Annotated in this window: 19 protein-coding genes; 11 read left to right on the top strand and 8 right to left on the bottom strand. The window is 48.0% G+C overall.

Annotated features, from left to right (window positions below; translation table 11 throughout):
• The first annotated feature begins 56 nt into the window (after nt 1-56).
• The 10 genes from rimP to miaA all read left to right on the top strand — a co-directional run bounded on the left by rimP (nt 57) and on the right by miaA (nt 10,719).
• Nucleotides 57-479: a ribosome maturation factor RimP gene (rimP, locus tag RIG61_13345; protein MEQ9620140.1), complete on the top strand. Its 423-nt coding sequence runs from the start codon at nt 57-59 to the stop codon at nt 477-479.
• Nucleotides 480-489: 10 nt separating this feature from the next.
• Nucleotides 490-1,857: a transcription termination factor NusA gene (gene nusA, locus RIG61_13340; protein ID MEQ9620139.1), complete on the top strand. Its 1,368-nt coding sequence runs from the start codon at nt 490-492 to the stop codon at nt 1,855-1,857.
• 179 nt (nt 1,858-2,036) lie between these two features.
• Entirely contained in the window at nt 2,037-4,694 is a 2,658-nt protein-coding gene (gene infB, locus RIG61_13335; protein ID MEQ9620138.1) for a translation initiation factor IF-2, read from the top strand.
• Nucleotides 4,695-4,705: 11 nt separating this feature from the next.
• The gene (locus tag RIG61_13330) at nt 4,706-4,996 is read left to right on the top strand and encodes a DUF503 domain-containing protein (protein ID MEQ9620137.1); all 291 of its coding nucleotides are present in this window, start codon (nt 4,706-4,708) and stop codon (nt 4,994-4,996) included.
• A gap of 17 nt (nt 4,997-5,013) precedes the next feature.
• A complete protein-coding gene (rbfA, locus tag RIG61_13325; protein ID MEQ9620136.1) occupies nt 5,014-5,364 on the top strand; it encodes a 30S ribosome-binding factor RbfA in 351 nt (116 codons plus the stop codon).
• Entirely contained in the window at nt 5,354-6,340 is a 987-nt protein-coding gene (locus RIG61_13320) for a bifunctional oligoribonuclease/PAP phosphatase NrnA (protein ID MEQ9620135.1), read from the top strand. The genes rbfA and RIG61_13320 overlap by 11 nt, the downstream gene beginning before the upstream one ends.
• Nucleotides 6,337-7,248 (top strand): tRNA pseudouridine(55) synthase TruB, encoded by a 912-nt coding sequence (truB, locus tag RIG61_13315; protein ID MEQ9620134.1) that lies wholly within the window; start codon nt 6,337-6,339, stop codon nt 7,246-7,248. Before RIG61_13320 ends, truB begins: the two co-directional genes overlap by 4 nt.
• 46 nt (nt 7,249-7,294) lie before the next feature.
• Nucleotides 7,295-7,564, top strand: coding sequence for a 30S ribosomal protein S15 (gene rpsO / locus RIG61_13310; protein MEQ9620133.1), 270 nt, complete (start codon nt 7,295-7,297; stop codon nt 7,562-7,564).
• Nucleotides 7,565-7,588: 24 nt separating this feature from the next.
• On the top strand, nt 7,589-9,703 hold the full coding sequence (gene pnp, locus RIG61_13305) for a polyribonucleotide nucleotidyltransferase (protein ID MEQ9620132.1): 2,115 nt from the start codon (nt 7,589-7,591) through the stop codon (nt 9,701-9,703).
• Nucleotides 9,704-9,771: 68 nt separating this feature from the next.
• Nucleotides 9,772-10,719, top strand: a complete 948-nt coding sequence (gene miaA / locus RIG61_13300; protein MEQ9620131.1) for a tRNA (adenosine(37)-N6)-dimethylallyltransferase MiaA — start codon at nt 9,772-9,774, stop codon at nt 10,717-10,719.
• Between the two features lie 12 nt (nt 10,720-10,731).
• Here miaA and RIG61_13295 read toward each other — a convergent pair whose 3' ends face one another.
• On the bottom strand, nt 10,732-11,226 hold the full coding sequence (locus tag RIG61_13295) for a cytochrome c-type biogenesis protein CcmH (protein MEQ9620130.1): 495 nt from the start codon (nt 11,224-11,226) through the stop codon (nt 10,732-10,734).
• 29 nt (nt 11,227-11,255) lie between these two features.
• Nucleotides 11,256-11,804 carry a TlpA disulfide reductase family protein gene (locus RIG61_13290; GenBank protein ID MEQ9620129.1) on the bottom strand — a complete coding sequence of 183 codons (549 nt, stop codon included), beginning with the start codon at nt 11,802-11,804 and terminating at the stop codon, nt 11,256-11,258.
• Nucleotides 11,805-11,972: 168 nt separating this feature from the next.
• On the opposite strand from RIG61_13290, the gene RIG61_13285 reads away from it, so the two are divergent.
• Nucleotides 11,973-13,727, top strand: coding sequence for a diguanylate cyclase (locus tag RIG61_13285; protein MEQ9620128.1), 1,755 nt, complete (start codon nt 11,973-11,975; stop codon nt 13,725-13,727).
• A gap of 43 nt (nt 13,728-13,770) precedes the next feature.
• Here RIG61_13285 and RIG61_13280 read toward each other — a convergent pair whose 3' ends face one another.
• The 6 genes from RIG61_13280 to RIG61_13255 form a co-directional block, all read right to left on the bottom strand.
• A complete protein-coding gene (locus tag RIG61_13280) occupies nt 13,771-14,181 on the bottom strand; it encodes a hypothetical protein (protein ID MEQ9620127.1) in 411 nt (136 codons plus the stop codon).
• Between the two features lie 84 nt (nt 14,182-14,265).
• Entirely contained in the window at nt 14,266-14,904 is a 639-nt protein-coding gene (locus RIG61_13275; protein ID MEQ9620126.1) for a cytochrome c, read from the bottom strand.
• A 131-nt stretch (nt 14,905-15,035) separates the two neighbouring features.
• A complete protein-coding gene (locus tag RIG61_13270) occupies nt 15,036-16,328 on the bottom strand; it encodes an APC family permease (GenBank protein ID MEQ9620125.1) in 1,293 nt (430 codons plus the stop codon).
• A 79-nt stretch (nt 16,329-16,407) separates the two neighbouring features.
• A complete protein-coding gene (locus RIG61_13265; GenBank protein MEQ9620124.1) occupies nt 16,408-17,205 on the bottom strand; it encodes a copper resistance protein B in 798 nt (265 codons plus the stop codon).
• A complete protein-coding gene (locus RIG61_13260; GenBank protein MEQ9620123.1) occupies nt 17,205-18,989 on the bottom strand; it encodes a copper resistance system multicopper oxidase in 1,785 nt (594 codons plus the stop codon). Before RIG61_13260 ends, RIG61_13265 begins: the two co-directional genes overlap by 1 nt.
• Nucleotides 18,990-19,054: 65 nt before the next feature.
• On the bottom strand, nt 19,055-22,192 hold the full coding sequence (locus tag RIG61_13255; protein MEQ9620122.1) for an efflux RND transporter permease subunit: 3,138 nt from the start codon (nt 22,190-22,192) through the stop codon (nt 19,055-19,057).
• Nucleotides 22,193-22,237: the final 45 nt, after the last annotated feature.

The raw sequence follows: 22,237 nt of genomic DNA, 5'->3' as shown, positions 1-22,237 counted from the left end.
AAAGGGCTGGAATGAGTACTCGGGAAAATGATTTAATTTTTAATGTGAAGGAGTTGTTGAATCCTCTGCTTGCGGAAAGGGATATGGAGCTTTTCGACATAGAGTTCAGGGGACAGGGCAAAAAAGGTATCTTGAGGGTGTACATAGACAAGCACGAAGGGGTTACGATAGATGATTGCGCCGATATAAGCAGGGAGCTAGGCACCCTGCTCGACATTCACGACATAATCCCCGATTCATATACGCTCGAGGTGTCTTCGCCGGGGCTTACAAGGCCGCTCAGGAATCCCGCTGATTTTCTACGATTCAGGGGAAGAAAAGCTAAGATAAAAACCGTAAATAATATCGAAAAGAAAAAAATATTTGTAGGAAACATAATCGATTTCAAGGACGATCTGGTGACTATTGAAACGGACGGCGCTCAATACCTTATACCTTACGGCGAGATAGAAAAAGCGAATTTGGAATTGGATTTTTAAGGGGGCATATATGGCAAATATGACTGAATTAACCCGTGTTATGGATTCTGTATGCAAGGACAAAGGTATAGAAAAAGACGAAATCGTTAGCGCTGTTGAGGAAGCGGTGCTTTCCGCCGCGCAGAAACTATTCCGGATGCAGGATAAGGATAAGGAGCTTGAAGTTCATTTTAACGATGATGACGGAGATGTTGAGCTGTTTGAGTTTAAAACGGTAGTTGAAGAGGTGGTCGATCCGGATATGGAAATAGAGGTTCAGGAAGCAAACAAACTTGACCCCGAGGCCGAACTGGGAGACCAGATAGGGGTTAAGATTAATCCCGCATTTACCAGAATCGCCATACAGAACGCGAAACAGAAGATCCTTCAGAGCATAAAGGAAGCGGAAGGAAAGGTAATATACGAGGAGTTCAAAAACAGAAAAGGTGAGCTGATTAGCGGCATTGTAAGAAGGGTCGAAAGAAGAAACATTATAGTGGATCTGGGAAGAACGGAGGCCTTCCTGCCCCCGGAGCAGCAGGTACCCAGGGAGTACTATAAACCCAAGGAACGTCTGAGAGCGATATTGTACGAAATTAAGGAAACCAAGCGGGGCCCCCAGTTAATTCTGTCCAGAGCGCACCGTGATTTCGTAAGGAAGCTTTTCGAATCGGAAGTCCCGGAGATAGGGGATCAGATTGTCGAGATCAAGGCAATCTCCAGGGACCCGGGGGCGCGCACGAAAATAGCGGTAGTGTCAAATGATCCCGATGTGGATCCCGTGGGCGCGTGTGTAGGTATGCGCGGGGCCAGGGTGCAGAATGTAATTCAGGAATTGAAGGGTGAAAAAATTGATATTGTTCCGTGGTCCCCGGACTCCGCAAGATTCGCGTGTAACGCCCTGTCCCCCGCCAGGGTAAGCAAAGTGATAATTGATGATGATAATAAGTCCATGGAGATTATAGTCGATGACGACCAGCTTTCGCTCGCGATAGGAAGACGCGGGCAGAATGTAAGGCTTGCTTCTCAATTGACCGAATGGAGAATCGATATAAAAACCGAAACTCAGGTCAAAAAAGAACAGCAGGAAGTGGTCAATCTGCTTATGTCCCTCCCCAATGTTAAGGAGGTGACAGCAAATCTCCTATACGGCGAGGGTTTTCATAAACTGGAAGATATCGCGTTCTCAAGCCCCGAAAATCTGGTCAGGGCTGCAGGATTCAAAAATGAAGAGGAAGCGGCTAAGCTTCAAACCGCCGCTCGTATAGCCCTTAAAGATAAGCTGGAGCAAATGTCGTTCACCGACGAAGAAGAGGTAATTCCTGAGGCCGAGCCCGTGGAAGAGACGCTTACGGAGCCAAGTGAAGCGGCAACGGAGCAGAATAACGAAACATCTTAAATGCCCTTGAGGTAAGTGAATGCCTGTCAATAGGAAGCTCGCCAAATTAAAGCAGCATCAATCTTAATTTCCGCGTTCATCCTTTTGCATAGTTAATTAAACTTTGGTACTCTAATCCGGATAACTAATAAAATTTAGTTGAACGGAAATAATTTTGTTTTAAACCGGGTGTATTCAATATGTCTAATGTAAGAGTTTACGAACTCTCGAAAGATCTAAATAAATCAAATAAAGAGATTTTAAATATTGCCAAGGGGCTCGGAATATCGGTGAAAAGTCATGCAAGTTCTATTTCTGAAGAGGAAGCTCAGAAGATAAGAGAGAAGATATCTTCATCCGGCAACGGAGAATCGGCGGCTGAAAAGCCTGCGGCCGAGGAGAAGGAAAAGGTCAGGGTGCTGCGCAGAGAGAGTGGCGAGGAAGTGGTGGAAAGACGCAAAGGCGCGAGAGTGGTCCTTCGCAGAAAGAAGAAGGCCGAGGAGCCAAAAGAGGAAGAGCTTCAAGAATTAGAGGCCCCCGCCGATGAAGATAAAACCGCCCCGGATATTGAAGATGAGAAGATAGAGGCTAAAAAAGCCGAACCCGCCGATACCGAAGTAATAGCGGAAAAGGAAGAACCTTTGGAAGAGGCCGCTATATCGGAAGAAGCTCAGGAGGCTCAAGCGGTTGATGAGTCCCCGGAAGCAGCGGACGAGATTCAGGTCTCCCCCGATGAGGAGCCTGAGATTGAGGAACCTGACGAATCGCTTGTTGAGGAAAAGCTCGGTGCAAAGGTTGAGAAGGAAGAGCCTGAAACCGCCAAGAAAGCTAAGAAGAAAAGCAAAAAGGTAAAACCCAAACGTGAGGAAATAATAGACGAAGACACTCTTGAAGAACTGAGGAAAGCATTCAGAGCCAAGCTTCCGGGCAGAAAGAGAGAGTATCTGGTTGAGGACAGACGTGCCAGAACAAGGCCCTCGGCGGGCGGAACCCAAAGGGAAAGGGCCTTTAACCGGGGCGGCAGAGATAATTTCAGGTCCAGAGAACAGACATCGCCCGGTGAGGACACCTCTCAGGTTGTACCGTTTCCCGGCAAGCCCGCTAAACGCACTGTTAAAATGGGCGAGGCCGTTAATTTAGGTGAGCTAGCGAAAATGATGGGCGTGAAAGCCGGCGAATTGATTAAGAAACTGATTTCGATGGGTGTTAAAGCCACTGTCAATCAGGCGCTCGACCACGAAACGGCCACCCTCGTGGCCGAGGAGTTCGGATATGAGGTTACGGTGGATATATTTGAAGAAAAGGACATTTTACTCGAGGAAATACAGGAAGAGGAGGATAAGGAGCTAACTCCCCGCCCTCCTGTTGTAACCGTTATGGGCCATGTCGATCACGGTAAGACTACTTTGCTGGACGCGATCAGGAAAACGAATGTCGTAGAGGGTGAAGCGGGGGGAATAACTCAGCACATAGGTGCTTATTCTGTCGATGTCGACGGCAGGAAGGTATCCTTCGTGGATACCCCCGGACACGAAGCCTTCACCGCGATGAGGGCTCGGGGGGCTAAAGTCACCGATGTGGTGATTCTGGTGGTCGCCGCGGACGACGGCGTAATGCCTCAGACCGTCGAGGCCGTGAATCATGCGAAGGCCGCTGAAGTGCCGATAATAGTCGCAATAAACAAGGTCGACAAACCGGAGGCGGATACCGAGAAAATTAAACGGCAGCTTTCAGAGATAAGCCTCGTGTCCGAAGAATGGGGGGGAGATACTCTGTTCGCCGAGGTTTCTGCGAAACAAAAGGAAGGTATTAAGGAGCTCCTGGAACTGGTATTACTGCAGGCGGACCTGCTGGAACTGAAAGCCGACGCGACCAAAAGGGCGAACGGTTTTGTAATTGAAGCGGTTCTGGATAAAGGACGCGGTCCTGTCGCGACGGTAATAATTAATGAGGGGACGCTCAAAATAGGGGATTATATTGTGTCAGGGACTATATCGGGGAAGGTGAGAGCGCTTATAGATGACAGGGGCAAGAGAGTGGATAGCGCGGGTCCGGCCATGCCTGTTGAGATAATGGGTCTCTCGGGTGTTCCGGAAGCGGGAGACCGTTTTTATATTGTAAAAGACGAAAGGGCTGCTAAGGAAGTTATTTCTCATAGAGAGACGAAGCAAAGAGAAACAGCTGCTGCTAAAGAAAGAAAGCCGTCGCTTGAAAATTTATTCGAGTCTCTGGAAGAGGAAGAAGCCAAGGAGCTGGCGCTCATAATCAAGGCTGACACTCAGGGCTCGGTTGAGGCTGTTAGTGAGTCGATTAGCAAATTGAGCACGGAAAAATGTCAGGTGAAAATCGTTCACACCGGGGTTGGAGGTATAACTGAAACGGATGTCGCACTTGCAAGTGCGTCCGATGCGATCATTCTCGGTTTTAATGTCAGGCCCGACTCCAAAGCGCTGGAAATCTCCGAGAGAGAAGGCGTTTCACTGGAGCTGCATACCATAATCTATAATCTGATCGACAGAGTTAGAAACGCAATGGAAGGGCTTCTCGAACCGATAATCAAGGAAAAGATAACCGGACATGCGGAAGTGAAAGATACTTTTACCATATCCCGTATCGGAACGATCGCAGGATGTCTTGTCAGTGACGGCACGGTATCGAGGGATAATAATGTGAGAGTCGTCAGGGACGGGGTAGTGGTGTTCGAAGGCAAGCTGGCTTCACTTAAACGATTTAAAGATGATGTCAAAGAGGTGAACACGGGTTACGAATGCGGAATAGGAATAGAGAGGTTTAACGACGTGAAGGTCGGAGATATCCTTGAATTCTATACCCATGAAGAAATTAAGCAGCGACTCTAAATTGTCGGTAGATGGTTATAGGCATACTTCGCATTGATCTTTATATGGACGGCAACAGGTCCCTTAAAGACAAGAGACAAACTCTGAAAGGTCTTATCCAAAGAGTAAAATCCAGATACAGCAACATTTCTATATCGGAGGTGGGATCAAATGATCTTTGGCAAAAGGCGACTATCGGTATATCTTTCGTCGGCAATGACGCGCGATTTGTAAATTCGGTTATGGATCAGGTTACGGGTTTTATAGAATCTAACGGCGCAGTTCAGATGGGCGGCCGGGAATTTGAGATAATACATTACTAGGAGGGGGTAGTAACGGTTTGGTCGTCAGGAGGTCTCAAAGGATTTCGGATTCGATTGCTAAGGAAGTGTCCGAAATGATTGTAAGAGGGGAAATTAAGGACCCGAGGGTAAGCCCGGTTTTTATCACCGGCGTTAAGGTTTCGGATAATCTCAGTGTTGCTGAAATCTTTTTTACCTTAGTGGAAGGGCAGGGAGACAGGAATGAAGCCCGTGAGGGACTTGAAAGCGCCAGGGGCTTTATCAGGGGAAAGCTTTCCCGGAGGCTCAGAATGAAAAAGATCCCCGACTTAAAATTCAGTTTCGATAAAGCTCTTGAGGAAGGTTATAAAGTAGATGAGATATTGAGAGGTATATCGAGTGAAAAATGAACTGGACAGGGTTCTGGCCCTGGTAAGGGAATCCAGTCGAATTCTGGTAACATCGCATGAAAATCCCGACGGCGACGCCATAGGATCCATGATAGGTCTCGGTCTCGGGCTTGAAAAAATGGGGAAAGAGGTTTTTTTATATAACAGAGACGGCGTCCCGGAGCTTCTGGAATTCCTTCCGCATAGTGATAAGGTGCATACCGGGCTTGAAAAAATCGAGGACACTTTCGACATTGCATTTGCGGTTGACTGCACGGGAGTAAGCAGGGCCGGGGAAGAATTCGAGGAATTCGTGAAATCGGGAAGGGCCGGCCGCGTGATTATAGTGGATCATCATCAAACGAACAGCTCCTCCGCCGATCTTTATCTGCTTGACCCCGATTCGTCATCGACCGGCATAATAATATTCTCATTGTTAAAGGCCTTATCGGTCGATATAGACAGCTCCATCGCTAAAAATCTCTACACAACAATTGTCGGAGATACGGGCTCTTTCAGATATTCCAATACCAACTCCGAGACTTTCAGGGTTGCTGCCGAATTGGTCGAATACGGCGCCGATCCTTCTGAAATCTCAGAAGCCCTGTTCGAGAGTGAACCGCTCAGAAAACTGGAGCTCATCGGACTTGTGCTGAATACACTTAAAGTGGCGGAGGATAAACGGATTGCCTCCGTAGTAATTGATAAACATATGTTTGAGAAGACGGGTACCAGGAGGGAAGATACGGAAGGGATTATCAATATTCCCCGCAGCATAAAAGGGGTAGAAGTCGCGGTCCTGTTCAGGGAAGAAAACGGTAACAGCGATACCAGCTGGAAGATAAGCTTCAGGTCCAAAGGCGAGGTCGATGTCGCGAAAATAGCTGAATCCTTCGGAGGAGGGGGGCATAAGAAGGCTGCGGGTTGTTCGATTTCGGGTAATTTGAGTGATGTCAGGGACAAGGTATTTAGCTCTATAAATGAGGTGCTCGGATGAACGGGGTGCTGGTTCTCGATAAGCCCGGAGGTATTACCTCTCAAGCCGCCGTAAACAAAGTTAACAGAATTTTACGCACTAAACGCGCGGGGCATACCGGGACACTGGACCCGTTCGCCACGGGAGTTTTGCCCATATGCGTGAACAACGCTACTAAGATCATCCCCTTTTTAAATAATGATTACAAGAAATATGAAGCACTCATAAAACTCGGAATAAAAACCGATACGCTTGATTTGACCGGTAAAGTTGTGGAGCGAGGGGAAGTGGGAATCATTAAAGAAAATGCTCTTTTGGATGTATTTTCAAAATATAAGGGTAAAATTAACCAGATTCCCCCTATGTATTCGGCATTAAAAAAAGACGGGGTCAGATTGTATGAATATGCCAGAAAGGGAATCGAAGTAGATAGGCCCGCGAGAAGCGTTGTGATTAAAGAGCTCGGGCTCTTGGAGTTGAATCCTCCATTTGTAAGAATTATGGTAGAATGTTCCCGTGGCACATATATAAGGGTGCTCGCTTCCGACATTGCCGATGAACTCGGTTGCGGCGGACATCTGACCGAATTGAGAAGAATTGAAAGCGACGGATTCAAGATAGAGGATGCCGTCACTATTGAGGAAATTAAAAAGGGAACCGTAGAGTTGACCTCCCTGGGAGATGCGCTTTCTCATATGGGGCAACTGAATGTTTCGGCTGAGCTTGCGAAGAAGATAAAGGACGGGAAACAGATAATTAAGAAGAGTTTGAAGCCGGATTGCATGCCCGCTTTTAATAAGGGCGACAGGTTAAGAACTTATGAGGACGCGAATCTTGTATCGATTGCCGAGGCGATGATCGATTCCTCGGATATCAATAGCCTGGATGACAGCGCTATAGTTTTAAAATTACTTAGAGTGTTTAATTGAATTATAATCATAAGTAGCTGAAATTATTATGTAAGGAGGGCATTAAATGTCACTTGACAGGGAAGAAAAATCTCAGATAATCAGCGAATACGCGCTGCATCAGAAAGATGTGGGATCGCCCGAGGTACAGGTTGCCGTACTCTCTCGCCGTATAAAGGATCTTTCCGAGCATATGCAGAAAGCGCCAAAGGACTTTCATTCCCGAAAGGGGCTTGTATCGCTGGTTGCGAGGAGAAGAAGGTTATTAAACTATATCAAAAGAAATAAACCGGAGACTTATCCGGATCTAATTCAGAAACTCGGACTGAGAAAGTAGGGTTTTCAAGGAGGGAAAGTATTGATTAATCAACCCAAGAAGGTTGAAGCTCAGGTTTTCGGTAGACGTCTTGAGCTTGAAACCGGATCACTAGCCAAACAGGCAAACGGAGCTGTATTTGCTCGATATGAGGACACCGCGGTATTGGCCACAGTTGTCGCCGCGGATGAAAAGACGGAGGGGGAGGATTTTCTCCCGTTAACTATTAATTATCAGGAACGGTCATCGGCAGCGGGTAAAATTCCCGGCGGATATTTTAAAAGAGAGGGAAGACCGAGCGAGAAAGAGGTTCTTACTTCAAGGCTGATCGACAGGCCGATAAGACCGCTTATTCCCAAAGGTTTTACCTATCAGACTCAAATCATTATCACTGTTTTTTCCGCCGATGCGGACAATGACCCCGATGTGCTGTCGGTTACCGCGGCCTCAGCCGCGCTTATGGTATCGGACGTTCCTTTCGACGGTCCCCTCGCGGCTGTAAGGGTGGGCAGGATCGGCGGGGAGTTTGTATCTAATCCCAAGAAGGGCCAGCTCGAAGAAAGCGACATGGATATAGTTGTCGCCGGCACAAAAGAGGCGATCGTAATGGTCGAAGGGGGGGCCAGGGAGATTCCGGAAGAGGATATTGTAAGCGCTCTCATGTTCGCCCATGAAAGTATTCAGGAATTAATAAAACAACAGGAAGAATTGATCTCCGGATTCGATATTCCTAAAAGGGTGCTCGATGAGGTTTCAGAAGATGATCCGATTGCCGAGAAGGTCTTGTCTTTTGCGGGTCAGAAACTAAAAGAAGCGATAGTGTCGACGTCCAAAGCCGAAAGAAAAGAGACAATTAAGAACATTTACTCTGAAACGGAGGAGTATGTAGTCTCCCAGTTTCCCGATACAGAGATAAACATCTCCAAGGCATTCGAGAACGTATTAAAAGACCTGGTCAGGGATATTATAGTAAAAGACAAAAAGAGACTCGACGGACGCGGTTATGAGGATGTAAGACATATCACCGGGGAAGTCGGATTCTTGCCCAGAGCGCACGGTTCTTCTCTCTTTACAAGGGGTGAGACTCAGGCGGCCGTAACCGCGACTCTCGGTACCACTTATGACGAGCAGAGAATCGATGCCCTGGACGGGGACGTGAAAAAGGCTTTCATGCTCCATTATAATTTCCCACCCTACAGCGTCGGGGAAGTCGGACACAGACTCGGTCCCGGCCGGAGGGAAATAGGGCACGGCGCTCTCGCCGAAAGGTCCATTATTCCTGTGCTCCCGGAAAAGGAGAAATTCCCATACACCATTCGGGTGGTATCGGACGTTCTTGAATCAAACGGCTCGTCTTCAATGGCTACCGTTTGCGGAGCTTCTCTTTCGCTCCAGGACGCGGGCGTTCCGATAAGCGCTCCCGTTGGCGGTATCGCAATGGGTCTCATCAAGGAGGAAGACGAATTCGTTATTCTGACCGATATACTCGGGGATGAGGATCATTTGGGCGATATGGATTTTAAAGTCGCCGGTACGACCGCGGGAGTAACTGCTCTTCAAATGGATATTAAAGTCACAGGTGTGACAAGAGAGATACTGTCAAAAGCGCTTCAGCAGGCCAGAGACGCGAGAATGGTGGTACTCGGAAGAATGCAGGAGATAATTTCCGGACCGAGAGAGGACATATCCCAGTACGCGCCCAGAATTCTTACAATGCAGGTAAGCCAGGACAAGATTAAGGATGTTATAGGTTCAGGCGGCAAGACGATAAAGAAAATCGTTGAGCTTACAGGCGTGCAAATTGATATTGATGATTCAGGGACCGTGAATATAGCCTCCGCAGACAGGGAAGCCTGCGATAAGGCGATAAAAATTATAGAGAGCATCGTCGAGGAGATCGAAGTCGGGAAAGTATACCGCGGAACGGTAAAGAGAATTCTTGATTTCGGAGCCATAGTTGAGCTGGGAGGCGGGAAGGACGGGCTGGTTCATATATCCGAGCTTGCGAACGAAAGGGTCAAGAATGTAACCGATATTCTTCAGGAAAAAGATGAAGTGCTTGTAAAATGCATAGGCAAGGAACATGACGGAAAAGTCAGGCTTAGCAGAAAGCAGGCGCTTGAAGAAAATATAGAAAATTACACTAGCAACGTACTGTAGAAGAATATTACGGCTTATAAGCATATCGCTGATTTGGAGTCCGAGGGTGATGTTTTCGTTTCCGATCTATGGTTCCAAAACCTGAGGTGAAAGGAGAAAAACCCAAGCTACTCGTCATTCTCGGCCCTACAGCGGCAGGAAAAACCCGGTTCGGCATTGATATAGCGCGTTCTCTGGAAGCGGAGATTATCAGTGCCGACTCTCTTCAGGTCTATAAATATTTCGACATAGGAACCGCGAAGCCGACCCCGGAAGAGCGTACGGAGGTCAGGCATCATCTAATCGATATCGTATATCCCGATCAGGATTTCAATGCCGGGAAATTCAGGGAGACAGCAAACTCCGTTATTGAGAGCCTGCACAAATCCTCCACTAAAACCATCCTGATCGGCGGCACCTACCTGTACGTCAGGGTACTGCTTTCAGGGCTAATCGAGGACCTTCCCGCAGATGAAGAGATCAGGGGCGGGCTCAGGAAGCTGAGGTCAGAACGGGGCGTCGACTACGTTTACGATAAACTCATGTCGCTCGATCCCGAGGCAGCGTCAAAAATCCATCCAAACGATTACATAAGAATCGAGAGGGCGCTTGAAGTGTGTTATCTCACGGGTCAGAAAGTCTCGAAAATCCGGTCTCAACACAAATTCGACGACAGGGACTATGAGTATTTAAAAATCGGTATATATCGAGAGCGTCAACCGCTGAGGGACCGTATCGACGCTCGGGTTGACGATATGATTAAAAAGGGCCTTGTGGATGAGGTTCAGAATTTGGGGAAAATGGGCTATGGGAGGGAGCTGAAACCGATGCAGTCGATAGGGTATAAGGAGATTAACCGTTACCTTGAAGGGGAGATATCGCTTGAGAGAGCTATAGAGCTTATAAAGCGGGATACGAAAAGATTTGCAAAACGCCAGATGACCTGGCTCAGAAGAGATAAAGAGATTAAGTGGCTTGAAACTCCCGGGGATTACATGAGAGTTACGGACGCTGCCGCACGGTTCTTCGGCCGATAGAGCCGGCTACGCTCAGGACTCGTGTCTGGTAAGCTCTTCGTCTATTTGTTTCATGTAGTCACTGTCCGTTACTTTTGTTATTTCATCAGGATTACTTTTGTTTGCTTGTTTCCCGGACCCTGATTTGTAAAGAAAGAGTCCGATACCTAATCCGCCTGCAACAACCGCGAGCGCCGGTAAAATCCAGAGAAGCCAGTTCATCCCCTTTGCCGGTGGCGCGGCGAGAATGGTTTCTCCGTAACGGTTAACGAAATAGGCGATTATTTGTTCTTTAGACTCTCCCTCCTGAAGTTTCTTTCTTATGATCTGCCGCATGTCCTGCGCAAGGTTCGAATTAGATTCCGCCACGCTTTGGCCCTGACACACCGGGCACATAAGGGAGTGGGATACTTCGTTCACACGGTCATCCAGACTCTCTGCGTCGGCATAATGTGATTGAGTCAGCACTATAGCCATGGACGTTAATACTAGAAGAAAAATTGAAATTCCTAAGTTTTTAGTATTCATAACAACTGCGCAATACCTGCTTATTTTTCTTATGAGGTTTGTTCCTCCGGGTTCATAGCTCTCGGAATAAAGTAATCTATGATCTCCGTTGTAAGGGGTCCGTTATATTTATCGATTATGTTGCCTGAAGCGTCGATAAAAAATGTTTCGGGCACACCTCCGATCCCGTAGTCAACCTGAATTTCTTCTGCGGGGTCGATACCGTGAGGGTATTCACCGCCATACTTCTTCATATAAGAGCGCGCGTTTGAAGTGTCGTCCCATACGTTAACGCCTATGAAGACTACATTATCATCCTTGTACTTCTGCCAGGATTTCTCAAGTGCCAGGGCTTCCTGTTTGCAGGGCATGCACCAGGAGGCCCAAAAATTAAGCAGAACTGTCTTACCTTCAAGCTCGGAAAGTGTCAGCTTTTCCCCGTCGAAGAGCTTAAGAGTAAATTCGGGTGCCTTCTTTCCCACAAGCGGGGAAACTTTTATCGCTTCTCTGTTTCCAAATAGAGCAAATCCAAGTAATATTAAAATAGTTAATATAATTAATAATACTACGAGCTTGCTTCCGGTGTTGAGTATATTCATTGGTCTGGGCTGAATTCTACAATTTTAAACTGATATTATATCCAATTGTGGAGATCTTTACAGTTTTAAATAATTCGCGCTGTAATATTATTTTTGGGAAGGATAGGGTGTTTCCGAGTCAGTTGTGATATAATATTCAGTCTGCGTTTGGGGTTAGTCGTTCTAATTATGAATAGAGATTATGACAGTATCAGGAATTCCAGCATGAAGCTTCATGAAGAAGAGGTCGAGCGCTTCAGGGCTCTCCTAGATTATAAAATACTGGATACGGATTCTGAAGAAGAATTTGACGAGCTTGCTCTTCTGGCTGCATATATTTCCAGAAGCCCTGTGGCCTTGATCAGCTTCGTGGATGAAAATCGCGAATGGTTTAAATCAATCGTCGGTCTGGATGCGACCGTGAGGGAAGTGCCGAGAGACAGATCATTCGGGACCTATGTAATAAACCATCCTCAGGAGCTTCTGACAATTTTTAATCCCCTTGAGGACGACCGGACTAAGCTTAATCCGCTCTTTCAAGCTCACCCGGAAATAAACTTCATAGCGGGTACACCGCTCATAGATCAGAAAGGCTATAAAGTAGGCACTCTGTGCGTCTTTGGTTATAAGGAAAAGAATCTCAGTTACGAACAGGTATCTCTTTTGCAAACCGTTGCCAGAAAGGTCGTATTGCAGCTTGAGCAGAGGAAGGATCCAAGACAGCAGAAGGAGTCGTTCTCGGAACTTGAAGTCAGAGAAGAAAGTACGCATTTTGAAAACGGATTGAAAAAACATACGGGCGCTGACAATTACAATAATTTCTGGATTAAACAGCCTGATATGGACGAGTCGCCACCAAAAGACGAACCGACTGAAGGTGAGACTAGCTCCGATGAAGTCAGAAGCGAGATTAAAGACTGGATAAGCAGGCTTGAGAAGCAAAATAAAAATCTCATAATGCTTTGTGAAATGGATGAATTGTTACAGGCCTCCACGAATGAGGAAGAGGTACATACGATAATTTCCAAATATAGCAAGAACTTGTTTCCGGAAGATAGCGGCGCTCTCTACGTATTTAACGATACGATTAACCTTATGGAATGCGTTTCTTCCTGGGGAGAGAATTTAAAAAGCGAGCATGAGTTCCTTTCCGAGAAATGCTGGGCCCTCAGACTCGGGAAGCTGCATTTTACGGATCGTATATCCAGTGAGCTTTATTGTGGACATGTAAGGATGCCGGAGGATCTCAATTACAATTATTTTTGCGCCCCTCTGTTATCGAGAGGCAATGTAACAGGGCTCCTGCATCTACAGTCCGGGACTGAACAAACCGACGGCGATATTAATACAGAACAGGAAAAACTCTACAAACAGCATATTGTTTCAACTATGGCTAAATTATCGGGCTTCGCGCTCGCTAATATCAAGCACAAGGAAACATTGAAAAACTATGCTATTTATGATTCCCTCACCGGCTTATTCAACAGACGTTATATGGAAGAGACTCTGAAACGTGAGATCAGCAGGGTGGCTCGTAGCAAGAACCCCCTCGGACTGATTATGATAGACATCGATCATTTTAAAAATTTCAATGATACCTACGGGCACGCAGCGGGTGATATGCTGCTTAAAAACATCGGGGATTTTTTCAAAGAGCACATACGTCGAGAGGATGTCGCCTGCAGATACGGGGGAGAAGAATTCGTTCTCATACTTCCCGGCTCATCATTGGAGAATACTCTGAGAAGGGCCGAGCAGCTGCAGGAGGACATTAAAAGAGTCAGGGTTCATCACAAGGGAAATTACATCGATTCTGTGAAGGTATCAATGGGAGTGGCCGTATTTTCCGAACACGGCAATTCTGCCGAACTCCTTTTGGAATCTGCTGATAAGGCTCTCTACCAAGCTAAATCCCTCGGGCGGAACAGAATAGTAGTTCCCTGATAAATCCCTGTACCGCCCGCTATTACACATATCCGTAATTAATTCAATTTATACTGTAGGTTTCAAGGTTCTCCAGATTCTCGAAATAGTACACCTTCCCGTCGGGCGCAGCTCCGATTATAGCTGTGGCTTTATCAACCTTATTTCCGCTTACGGGATCTGTAGCGTGACGGCTCTCCGGGTCCGCTTTTAACCTGCCTTCGCACATCTCACAGCACCCGTAATAAGTTTTTTCATCTATTACTACGGGGATTTGCTCTTTGGCGAACGTCTGGTTGTTGACCATACAGACGTATTGGGGTTCAACTCGGTTAATGACCGATACTTTATCCTCGGTGACTTGACCGGCCTCAGTATTCTGGGCTCTGGATTCAGGAATGATAAGAATCAAGGCAGCCAGTACGAACAGGCCTAAAATCATCAAAGCGTTAGCCGCTGAAGCTCTCGTTTTCATTGAGGTACACTCCTTTAATTCTTTTGTTTTTACTGCTTGACCGTATTAAGTATAAATGACACCCGGCATTTTTAAATCCCTAATTTATAAATCAATGCGATGATCCTTGCCGTCCGTGTGGATATGAGTATCCCCCTCATTCTTTGTATCCGTGCTCGTCTTTGAGTCCTCTTTGTGATTTCCCATATCGGTTTCCGATTCATGTTCTCTTTGGTGATTGTGCTCATGTTGCGTATGTTCGGATTCTTCCTGCATTCCTTTATATTCATCTGGAGAGATGTCAGGTAGTTTCACAGTGAAAGCTACTATCCCCCAGAGCTCATCCTCACTGTGTGTAGAACCGAATTCCGGCATCGCTGTCATTTTTATGCCGTTTTTGATAATCCAGAAGAGCTCGGCAGGGCTGAATTCCGAGACTCTTTCAGCGAGAGCGGGCGGGGCGGGATTGAAACTTTCGGCAGGCTCGCTGCCCGGCGCTCCATGACATCCGGCACACATGTCGTCGTAGTGACTGAAACCTGTTTTAACGAGTTTTTCGTCATCGAGTTTGGGCGGCTCAATATCCTCTGCGTGTTTTTTAACGGAGTAGATTTTCATGGTGTTAAATACCCATTTTGCGGCTTCACTGTGCGGTACCGTGGCCGCAATGTTGTAGGTGCCGGAATATATATAGACAAAAAAGGCTGCAATAAACAGGATTACTAAAACTAATATCGTTCTCATCTTTGTTCTCCTTTATCGTTTATATTTTCCACATTCAAATTATTTAAAGCTCAAAAGAAGATTTTGAACTTTGATTGCGTTCTACTCTTATTTGGTGCACTCAGCCGCTAACTCTTAAAATTGATACTCGTCTAATTCGTTGAATTATAACGTATGAATATTTTTTCTCCTATGTAGATAAACGCCATTCCCGCGATGGATACGTATATAACCACCATGTCTGAAGAGGCTTTTATGACTAAAAACGCGCCCAGAACCACTACATCAAGGATAATCGCCGCAATAAGGATAAAGGCATTGGCGTTGACCTCATTGCGTAGGTGGCGGAAAACTCCCCAATGAATAGCAATATCCATCACAATATAGAAAATCGCTCCGAGAGATGCAATCCTGCTCAAATCAAAGAAAATCGTCAAAGCCATGGCAATCACAATCGTGTAGACAAGGGTGTGCTTCTGAATATCGCCGGGCATGCCGAAGTGCCGATGCGGAACGAGATTCATGTCGGTCAGCATAGCCAGCATGCGGGATACGGCAAAGACGCTTGCTATAACCCCGGAAATTGTTGCTACTATTGCAAGCGCAACGGTGAACCACAAGCCGTAATTGCCCAGAGCCGGTCTTGCTGCCTGTGCCAGGGCGTAGTCTTTTGCTTTTATGATTTCATTCAAGCTGAGATTGCCTGCCACGGCCAGCGTGACCATCAAATACAGAATTACGCATATGCCGATTGAAATGATTATCGCCCGGCCTACATTGCGGTGGGGGTCAACTATCTCTGATCCGCTGTTTGTAATCGTCGTAAATCCTTTATAGGCAAGAATAGCCAGCGCTACCGCTGCAAGAAACCCGTCTGCAGAAGCGCCTTTGGTATCCAAGGGAGCACTCTCGAAAGACAACCCTGCTACCCAAATCCCCACTATGGCGAATAGTGCTATCCCGCCAATCTTGATTATAGCCATAACTGAGGAGAAGGACCCGATCAGGCGGTTACCCATAATATTCACAGCAAAGGCAAAGGCTAAAAGACCGACTCCTAACGCAGGGATAAGCCACGTATTCTTTCCGACGTCAAAAACCTGGAGGGTATATGTGCCGAATGTGCGCGCAACCAGGCTTTCGTTGATAACCATGGAGAAATACATGAGCAGCGCGCAAAAAGCGGTTATCGTCCGCCTGCCGTAGGCTTTTTCCAGAAACATCGCTATGCCGCCAGCTGATGGGTAGGCGTTTGACATTTTTACATACGTGTAAGCGCTGAAGGCTGTAACTACCGCTGCCGCGAGAAAAGCCCACGGGAATAGGGAGCCTGCCAGTTCGGCAACCTGTCCGGTCAAAGCGAATATACCGGCGCCGATCATTACTCCCGTGCCCATGGATATAGCGCCGATGAGCGACAAGCTGTTTGATTTATAATCCGCCATTTTTCTTCCTATGCCAGGGTACTATTTTCTTTGTTTACAATCTTTATCATTGCCCTTTACACGCGGAATTTGCGCTACTTTAAAACCACATACGCACACCGGCTACAAAAGCAAGGTTGGAAACCTCTTCACCTTCGCTCCGCGCGATGTCAGCCGTGTCTCCGAGTAATCGTGTCCAGGATATGCCGACATACGGTGCAAATTCCCGTCTGATTTCATAACGCAATCGCAGTCCGATCTCTACGTCGTTGAAACCCTCCCCTACGCCGAACTTTTCTACCTCCTGTATCGCAATATTGGTCTCAAAACGCGGCTGCGCTATAAGGCGCTGTGTGAACAGCAGTTCATATTCCGCTTCCAGGCGCGCGGAGACGTCACCGTCCTCGCTTACAAAGAGCGCTGTCTCGACGTCATACCAGTATGGCGCCAGGCCTTCGAAGCCTATAACACCGAAGCCGCGTGAGGGATCCGATCCCTTGCCGTAGAGCTTGTCGTAGCGTCCGCCTATCTGGAAATACCAGAATGGAGCTATAAGACGGCTATAGAGCGCCTGAACTTCTCCCTCTCCGCCATTGTCAGCCGACACTTTTTGCTCCCCCTCTGTCTTTATCCAGAGCTTGTTATAGTCGTTCCCGAGCCATCCCTGCACATCCCAGAGTATCGTATCCGGACCTTCGTTAACACCATATTCCAGTCGATCGAAGAGAAGGAACCAGAAGGGCTGATCGTCTTTAATTGGCTCAGGCCATTCCTCGGGCGGAGGTGGAACCACATCGACGTCCTGCTGAGCGACTGCGGGTAGTGTTACGCCGAGATATATGGTCATGAGTAATGTTAAAACCAGACTGGGAAAGTCTTTAAAATTCTTAAATACCATTATCCTATCCCCTCCTTCCGGGGAGATACGTTCACTACGCGAAACATCCCGGCCTCCATGTGGTAGAGCAGGTGACAGTGAAAAGCCCAGTTCCCCGGGGCATCGGCGTCAATCTCTACCGATAGTCTCTCGGCGGGTTTTACGCTTATTGTGTGCTTACGCGGATTGTATTCTCCATTGCCGTTGTCCAGCACCATCCACATACCATGAAGGTGAATGGGGTGCTCCATCATTGTGTCGTTTACCATGGTGAGTCTGACCCGTTCCCCGTATTTGAAAGGAATAGGCCCCTTGACCTCCGAGAACTTCTCGCCGTCGAATGACCACATGTAATGCTCCATATTGCCGGTTAAATGCAGCTCGATCTCCCGATCAGGCTTTTTCTTATCGTATTTTTGATCGAGGCTGCGCAGATCGGTGTAAACCAGGACACGGTGATCGACGTCTTCAAGACCGGTTCCGGGTTCACCAAGCCGGTCTCTCTGCACCATCGCGACCGAGGTGTTTCCAGGTCCATGATGATCAGGGCCATGTCTCCCGACTATTTCTCCTGCTTTCATATTCATTGAGCTGTGATGGTTGTGAGTAGTTTTAGTTTCTGTATCCCTATCGTCCATCTCCATTCCTTTCATGTTGTCCATATTCTCCATGGGCATTCCCATGTCGATCATGGTTCGGAGCGGCCGCTCGCGGAGCGCCGGAACCGGCGCGCTCATACCCGGCTGTGTAGCCAGAGTGCCGAGTGCATAACCGCTTCGATCCAGGGACTCGGCAAAAATTGTGTAAGCACGGTCTCCCTCGGGATTGACGATAACATCAAATGTTTCGGCTACGGCAATCTGGAATTCATCCACTTTCACAGGCTTTACATTCTGCCCGTCAGCCTGAACCACCGTCATCTTGAGCCCCGGTATCCTGACGTTGAAATACGACATTGCCGATCCGTTTATAAATCGCAGGCGTATACGCTCTCCGGGCTTGAATAGCCCTGTCCAGTTCGCACTCGGAGGAAGACCGTTGGCAAGGTAGGTGTAGGTATGTCCGGTTACATCGGCAATGTCGGTAGGACTCATCCGCATGCGGCCCCACGCAAGCCGGTCCGACATTGTAGCCCCGAATCCCTTTTGGGATATATCGCGGAAAAAATCCCCGACAGTACGTTTCTGGAAGTTGTAGTAGTCGCTCATTTTCTTTAGCTTTGCAAAAACCTTTTTGGGATCCTCGAAAGTCCAGTCCGTTAGCATCACGACGTACTCTTTGTCGTACTCGAAGGGTTCAGGCTCAGCCGGGTCTATGATCAAGGGTCCGTAGTGGCCCGATTGCTCCTGAACACCCGAGTGGCTGTGGTACCAGTAGGTGCCGCTCTGCTTCACCGGATAACGATAGGTGAAGGTCTCTCCCGGCTTGATTCCCGGAAATGTGACGCCGGGCACTCCATCCATATCGTTAGGTAATAGAATCCCGTGCCAGTGAATGGACGTATCTTCATCTAACTCGTTCGTGACATGAATTACCGCCTCCTTCCCCTCTTTCAGACGCACTATGGGGCCGGGTATTGATCCGTTAAGCGTAATGGCCGTGCCGTCCCGCCCTCCAATGTCTATAGTTTCCTTACGAATCAAAAGGTTAATTTCCGGGATGGTTTCCACGTGCTTGTTGGTTTTTATGCCGTTTTGCTGTAAAGCGTATGCCGGAGCGATTCCTACAAAACCCGCCATCATGCTAAAAGTGCCTGCGTATTGCAGGAAACGGCGTCTTGTAATAGATTTATTCTCGATACTCATGGTGATCTCTCCTTTCCCTAATACTCAATGTCGTTTTGCTGTTCTTAAGCCTGATCTCCTCTGTGCTAATCCAATTCTTCATTCAATCTTTTCGGTAAAACTGACCCCTTCCACATGGCGTAGATCACGGGAATGATCAGCAGGGTGAGAATCGTGGAGGTAATAAGCCCGCCTACCATCGGCGCAGCTATTCTCTTTATCATGTCGGCCCCCGTCCCCGTGCTCCACATGAGCGGAAGCAGCGCTAATATCGTGGTGACTACGGTCATCATCTTGGGTCTTACCCTCTGTACAGCCCCCTCTGTTATAGCGCTGTTCAAATCTGCGACCGTGTTCATGCTGTTTTCCTCTTTTCTCCTTTCATATGCCTCGTCCAGGTAGATGATCATCACGACACCCGTCTCCGCTGCGAGTCCCGCAAGGGCGATTATACCGACCCATACCGCAACGCTCATGTTGTAACCGAGCAAGTAGAGGAGCCATATGCTTCCCACGAGGGAGAACGGTACGGAGAACAGAACTATCATGGTCTCGGTTACGGACCTGAAGTTCATGTACAGGAGAAGGAATATGATGAACACCGTAACGGGCAGAATATATTTGAGTCTTTCCTTTACTCTGAGCAAGTATTGATACTGTCCGGCCCACTCCAGGTAATATCCGGGGGGCAGGTTGATTTCCTCGCTGACCACCTTTTTCGCCTCTTTGACGTATCCTTCGTAGTCCTTCCCCTCTACATCGACGAATACATACCCTACTTTCTGCCCGTTCTCGTTTCTTATCTCCGGCGGCCCCGAGCTGAAATTAATATCGGCCAGCAGGCCTATGGGAATCTGCGCTCCCGAAGGGGTTGCAACAAGCACCCTTTCGATTGAATCCATATCGTCTCTCAACTCTCTGTCGTATCTGACATTTATCGGATATCTCTCCTGCCCCTCTACAGTCTGGGATATGTTTTTGCCTCCGATCGCCGTTTCTATAACGTCTTCCACGTCCCCCACCGTGAGACCGTACCTGGCTATCATCTCCCGTTTTATGTCGAAATCGAGGAAGTACCCGCCTGTGATTCTCTCGGCAAAAACGCTCCTTGTTCCAGGTGTTCCCGACAGGGCGGTTTCAATATCGATGCCTATTTTTTCTATGGTCTTAAGGTCCGGGCCGAATATCTTTATGCCCAGGTTGCTCCTGAAACCCGAGGTAAGCATTTCGGTGCGGGTCTGTATAGGCATCCAGAATATATTCGCCATACCCGGGAATTTCACGGTCTGGTTCATCTCCGATATGAGCTTGTCCCACGTCATCCCGGCGCGCCATTCGCTTTCGGGCTTGAGCGTTACCACTGTCTCCACCATGCTCAGGGGAGCAGGGTCGGTCGGGGATTCGGAGCGGCCTATCTTTCCGAATACCCTTTCGACCTCCGGGAACTTCATGAGCATTCTGTCCTGTATCTGTAAAATTTTTGCGGCTTCCGTTATCGACATGCCGGGGACGGCGGTAGGCATGTAGAGTATGGTCCCCTCGTTCAGCGGCGGCATGAATTCGGAGCCCAGCTTGATGAACGGGAAGACGGTCAGAATGAATACAACTATCGAAGATACCAGTACCGTCTTTTTGAAGCGGAGAATGAAGGTTACGACCGGATTATAGAGCCTGATAAGGAATCTGCTTATGGGATTTTTTTCTTCAGGCTTGACTCTGCCCTTTATCAAAAGCGCTATTAATGCGGGGGTGATTGTGATTGCCAGCAGCGAGGCGAAAAACATCGAGAACGTTTTTGTGAACGCGAGCGGTTTAAAGAGCCTTCCTTCCTGGTATTCGAGAGTGAAAACAGGAAGAAACGACACCGTTATTACCAGAAGGGAAAAGAAGACAGGTCTGCCGACTCCTTTCATTCCCTCGAGAACTGCGTCGAATCTCTGCCCTTTCTCGCCCTCGGCCTGCCATTTTTCGAGCTTTTTATGGACATTTTCTATAATTACTATTGAAGCATCCACCATAGCCCCTATAGCGATCGCTATTCCGCCGAGAGACATTATGTTCGAGTTGAGCCCCATATAGTGCATTGGGATGAACGCCATTAAAACCCCTATCGGGATCGTTACGATCGGAATTATCGCGCTTCTGAAGTGGAGCAGAAAAATGACTATTATCAAACTGACGATAATCATTTCTTCAATCAGGGTGGTTTTAAGAGTCCTTATTGCTCTCTCGATGAGGTCGGACCGGTCGTAGGCTGTAACTATCTCGACCCCTTCGGGAAGAGACGGCTTAATATCTTCAAGCTTTTCCTTTACGTGCTCAATGACCTGAAGGGCGTTCTCCCCGTAGCGCATGACCACGATTCCGCCCACGGTTTCCCCCTTGCCGTCAAGCTCGGCAAGCCCTCTCCTGATGTCGGGGCCAAGCTCCACATTCGCCAAGTCACGGATATATACGGGTGTCCCGTCTCCGTTCGTGCCCACCGTGATATTCTCTATATCCTCCACGGATTCGATGTAGCCCCTGCCCCTTACGAAATACTCGGTCGCCGCAAGCTCGACCACCCTGCCCCCCACGTCATTGTTGCTCTCCCTGACGGCATCGATAATCTTATCGACCGTAATCCCGTACGCGGATAATTTATTCGGGTCTATCTGCACCTGATACTGCTTCACGAAGCCGCCCACGCTCGCAACCTCCGCCACGCCCGGGACGGACTCAAGCCAGTACCTCAGATACCAGTCCTGAAATGTGCGGAGCTCCGCGAGGTCGTGTTTTCCCGTCTCATCAACAAGGGCGTACTGATATACCCATCCCACGCCCGTCGCGTCTGGACCCAGTGTCGGCGTTACGCCTTCCGGAAGCTGTCCCGTCACTTCGTTCAGGTACTCGAGCACCCTGCTCCTCGCCCAGTAGATGTCGGTGCCGTCCTCGAATATGATGTAAACGAAGGAGGTGCCGAACATCGACTGTCCCCTTACGAACTTAACCTGCGGCGCAGCTATCATAGTTGTAACAATCGGGTAGGTAATCTGATCTTCTATCAGGTCGGGGCTTCTCCCTTCCCAGTCCGTAAAAACGATTACCTGTACGTCCGAGAGATCGGGTATTGCGTCAAGCGGGGTATTTTTCATCGCCCAGAAACCCCATATTGCGAGAAAAGCGACGAGCGTGATTGTAAAGAAAGTATTTCTTGCCGAATATTCAATGAGCTTATCAATCATTCAACATCTCTCCTTTAATGCGTCTCCGCAGAATTGCCCTGTCCA

This window comes from Deltaproteobacteria bacterium, from assembly GCA_040223695.1.
In the GTDB taxonomy this organism is placed as follows: domain Bacteria; phylum Desulfobacterota_D; class UBA1144; order Nemesobacterales; family UBA2774; genus JAVKFU01.
Note: the sequence above shows the minus strand (reverse complement) of the source record. Positions and strands in the feature narration are given on the sequence as shown.

Coding starts and splice junctions, on each gene's coding strand:
- nusA (MEQ9620139.1), top strand. CDS start 490: ATGGCAAATATGACTGAATTAACCCGTGTTATGGATTCTGTATGCAAG.
- infB (MEQ9620138.1), top strand. CDS start 2,037: ATGTCTAATGTAAGAGTTTACGAACTCTCGAAAGATCTAAATAAATCA.
- RIG61_13330 (MEQ9620137.1), top strand. CDS start 4,706: ATGGTTATAGGCATACTTCGCATTGATCTTTATATGGACGGCAACAGG.
- truB (MEQ9620134.1), top strand. CDS start 6,337: ATGAACGGGGTGCTGGTTCTCGATAAGCCCGGAGGTATTACCTCTCAA.
- rpsO (MEQ9620133.1), top strand. CDS start 7,295: ATGTCACTTGACAGGGAAGAAAAATCTCAGATAATCAGCGAATACGCG.
- miaA (MEQ9620131.1), top strand. CDS start 9,772: ATGGTTCCAAAACCTGAGGTGAAAGGAGAAAAACCCAAGCTACTCGTC.
- RIG61_13295 (MEQ9620130.1), bottom strand. CDS start 11,226: ATGAATACTAAAAACTTAGGAATTTCAATTTTTCTTCTAGTATTAACG.
- RIG61_13290 (MEQ9620129.1), bottom strand. CDS start 11,804: ATGAATATACTCAACACCGGAAGCAAGCTCGTAGTATTATTAATTATA.
- RIG61_13285 (MEQ9620128.1), top strand. CDS start 11,973: ATGAATAGAGATTATGACAGTATCAGGAATTCCAGCATGAAGCTTCAT.
- RIG61_13280 (MEQ9620127.1), bottom strand. CDS start 14,181: ATGAAAACGAGAGCTTCAGCGGCTAACGCTTTGATGATTTTAGGCCTG.
- RIG61_13275 (MEQ9620126.1), bottom strand. CDS start 14,904: ATGAGAACGATATTAGTTTTAGTAATCCTGTTTATTGCAGCCTTTTTT.
- RIG61_13270 (MEQ9620125.1), bottom strand. CDS start 16,328: ATGGCGGATTATAAATCAAACAGCTTGTCGCTCATCGGCGCTATATCC.
- RIG61_13265 (MEQ9620124.1), bottom strand. CDS start 17,205: ATGGTATTTAAGAATTTTAAAGACTTTCCCAGTCTGGTTTTAACATTA.
- RIG61_13260 (MEQ9620123.1), bottom strand. CDS start 18,989: ATGAGTATCGAGAATAAATCTATTACAAGACGCCGTTTCCTGCAATAC.
- RIG61_13255 (MEQ9620122.1), bottom strand. CDS start 22,192: ATGATTGATAAGCTCATTGAATATTCGGCAAGAAATACTTTCTTTACA.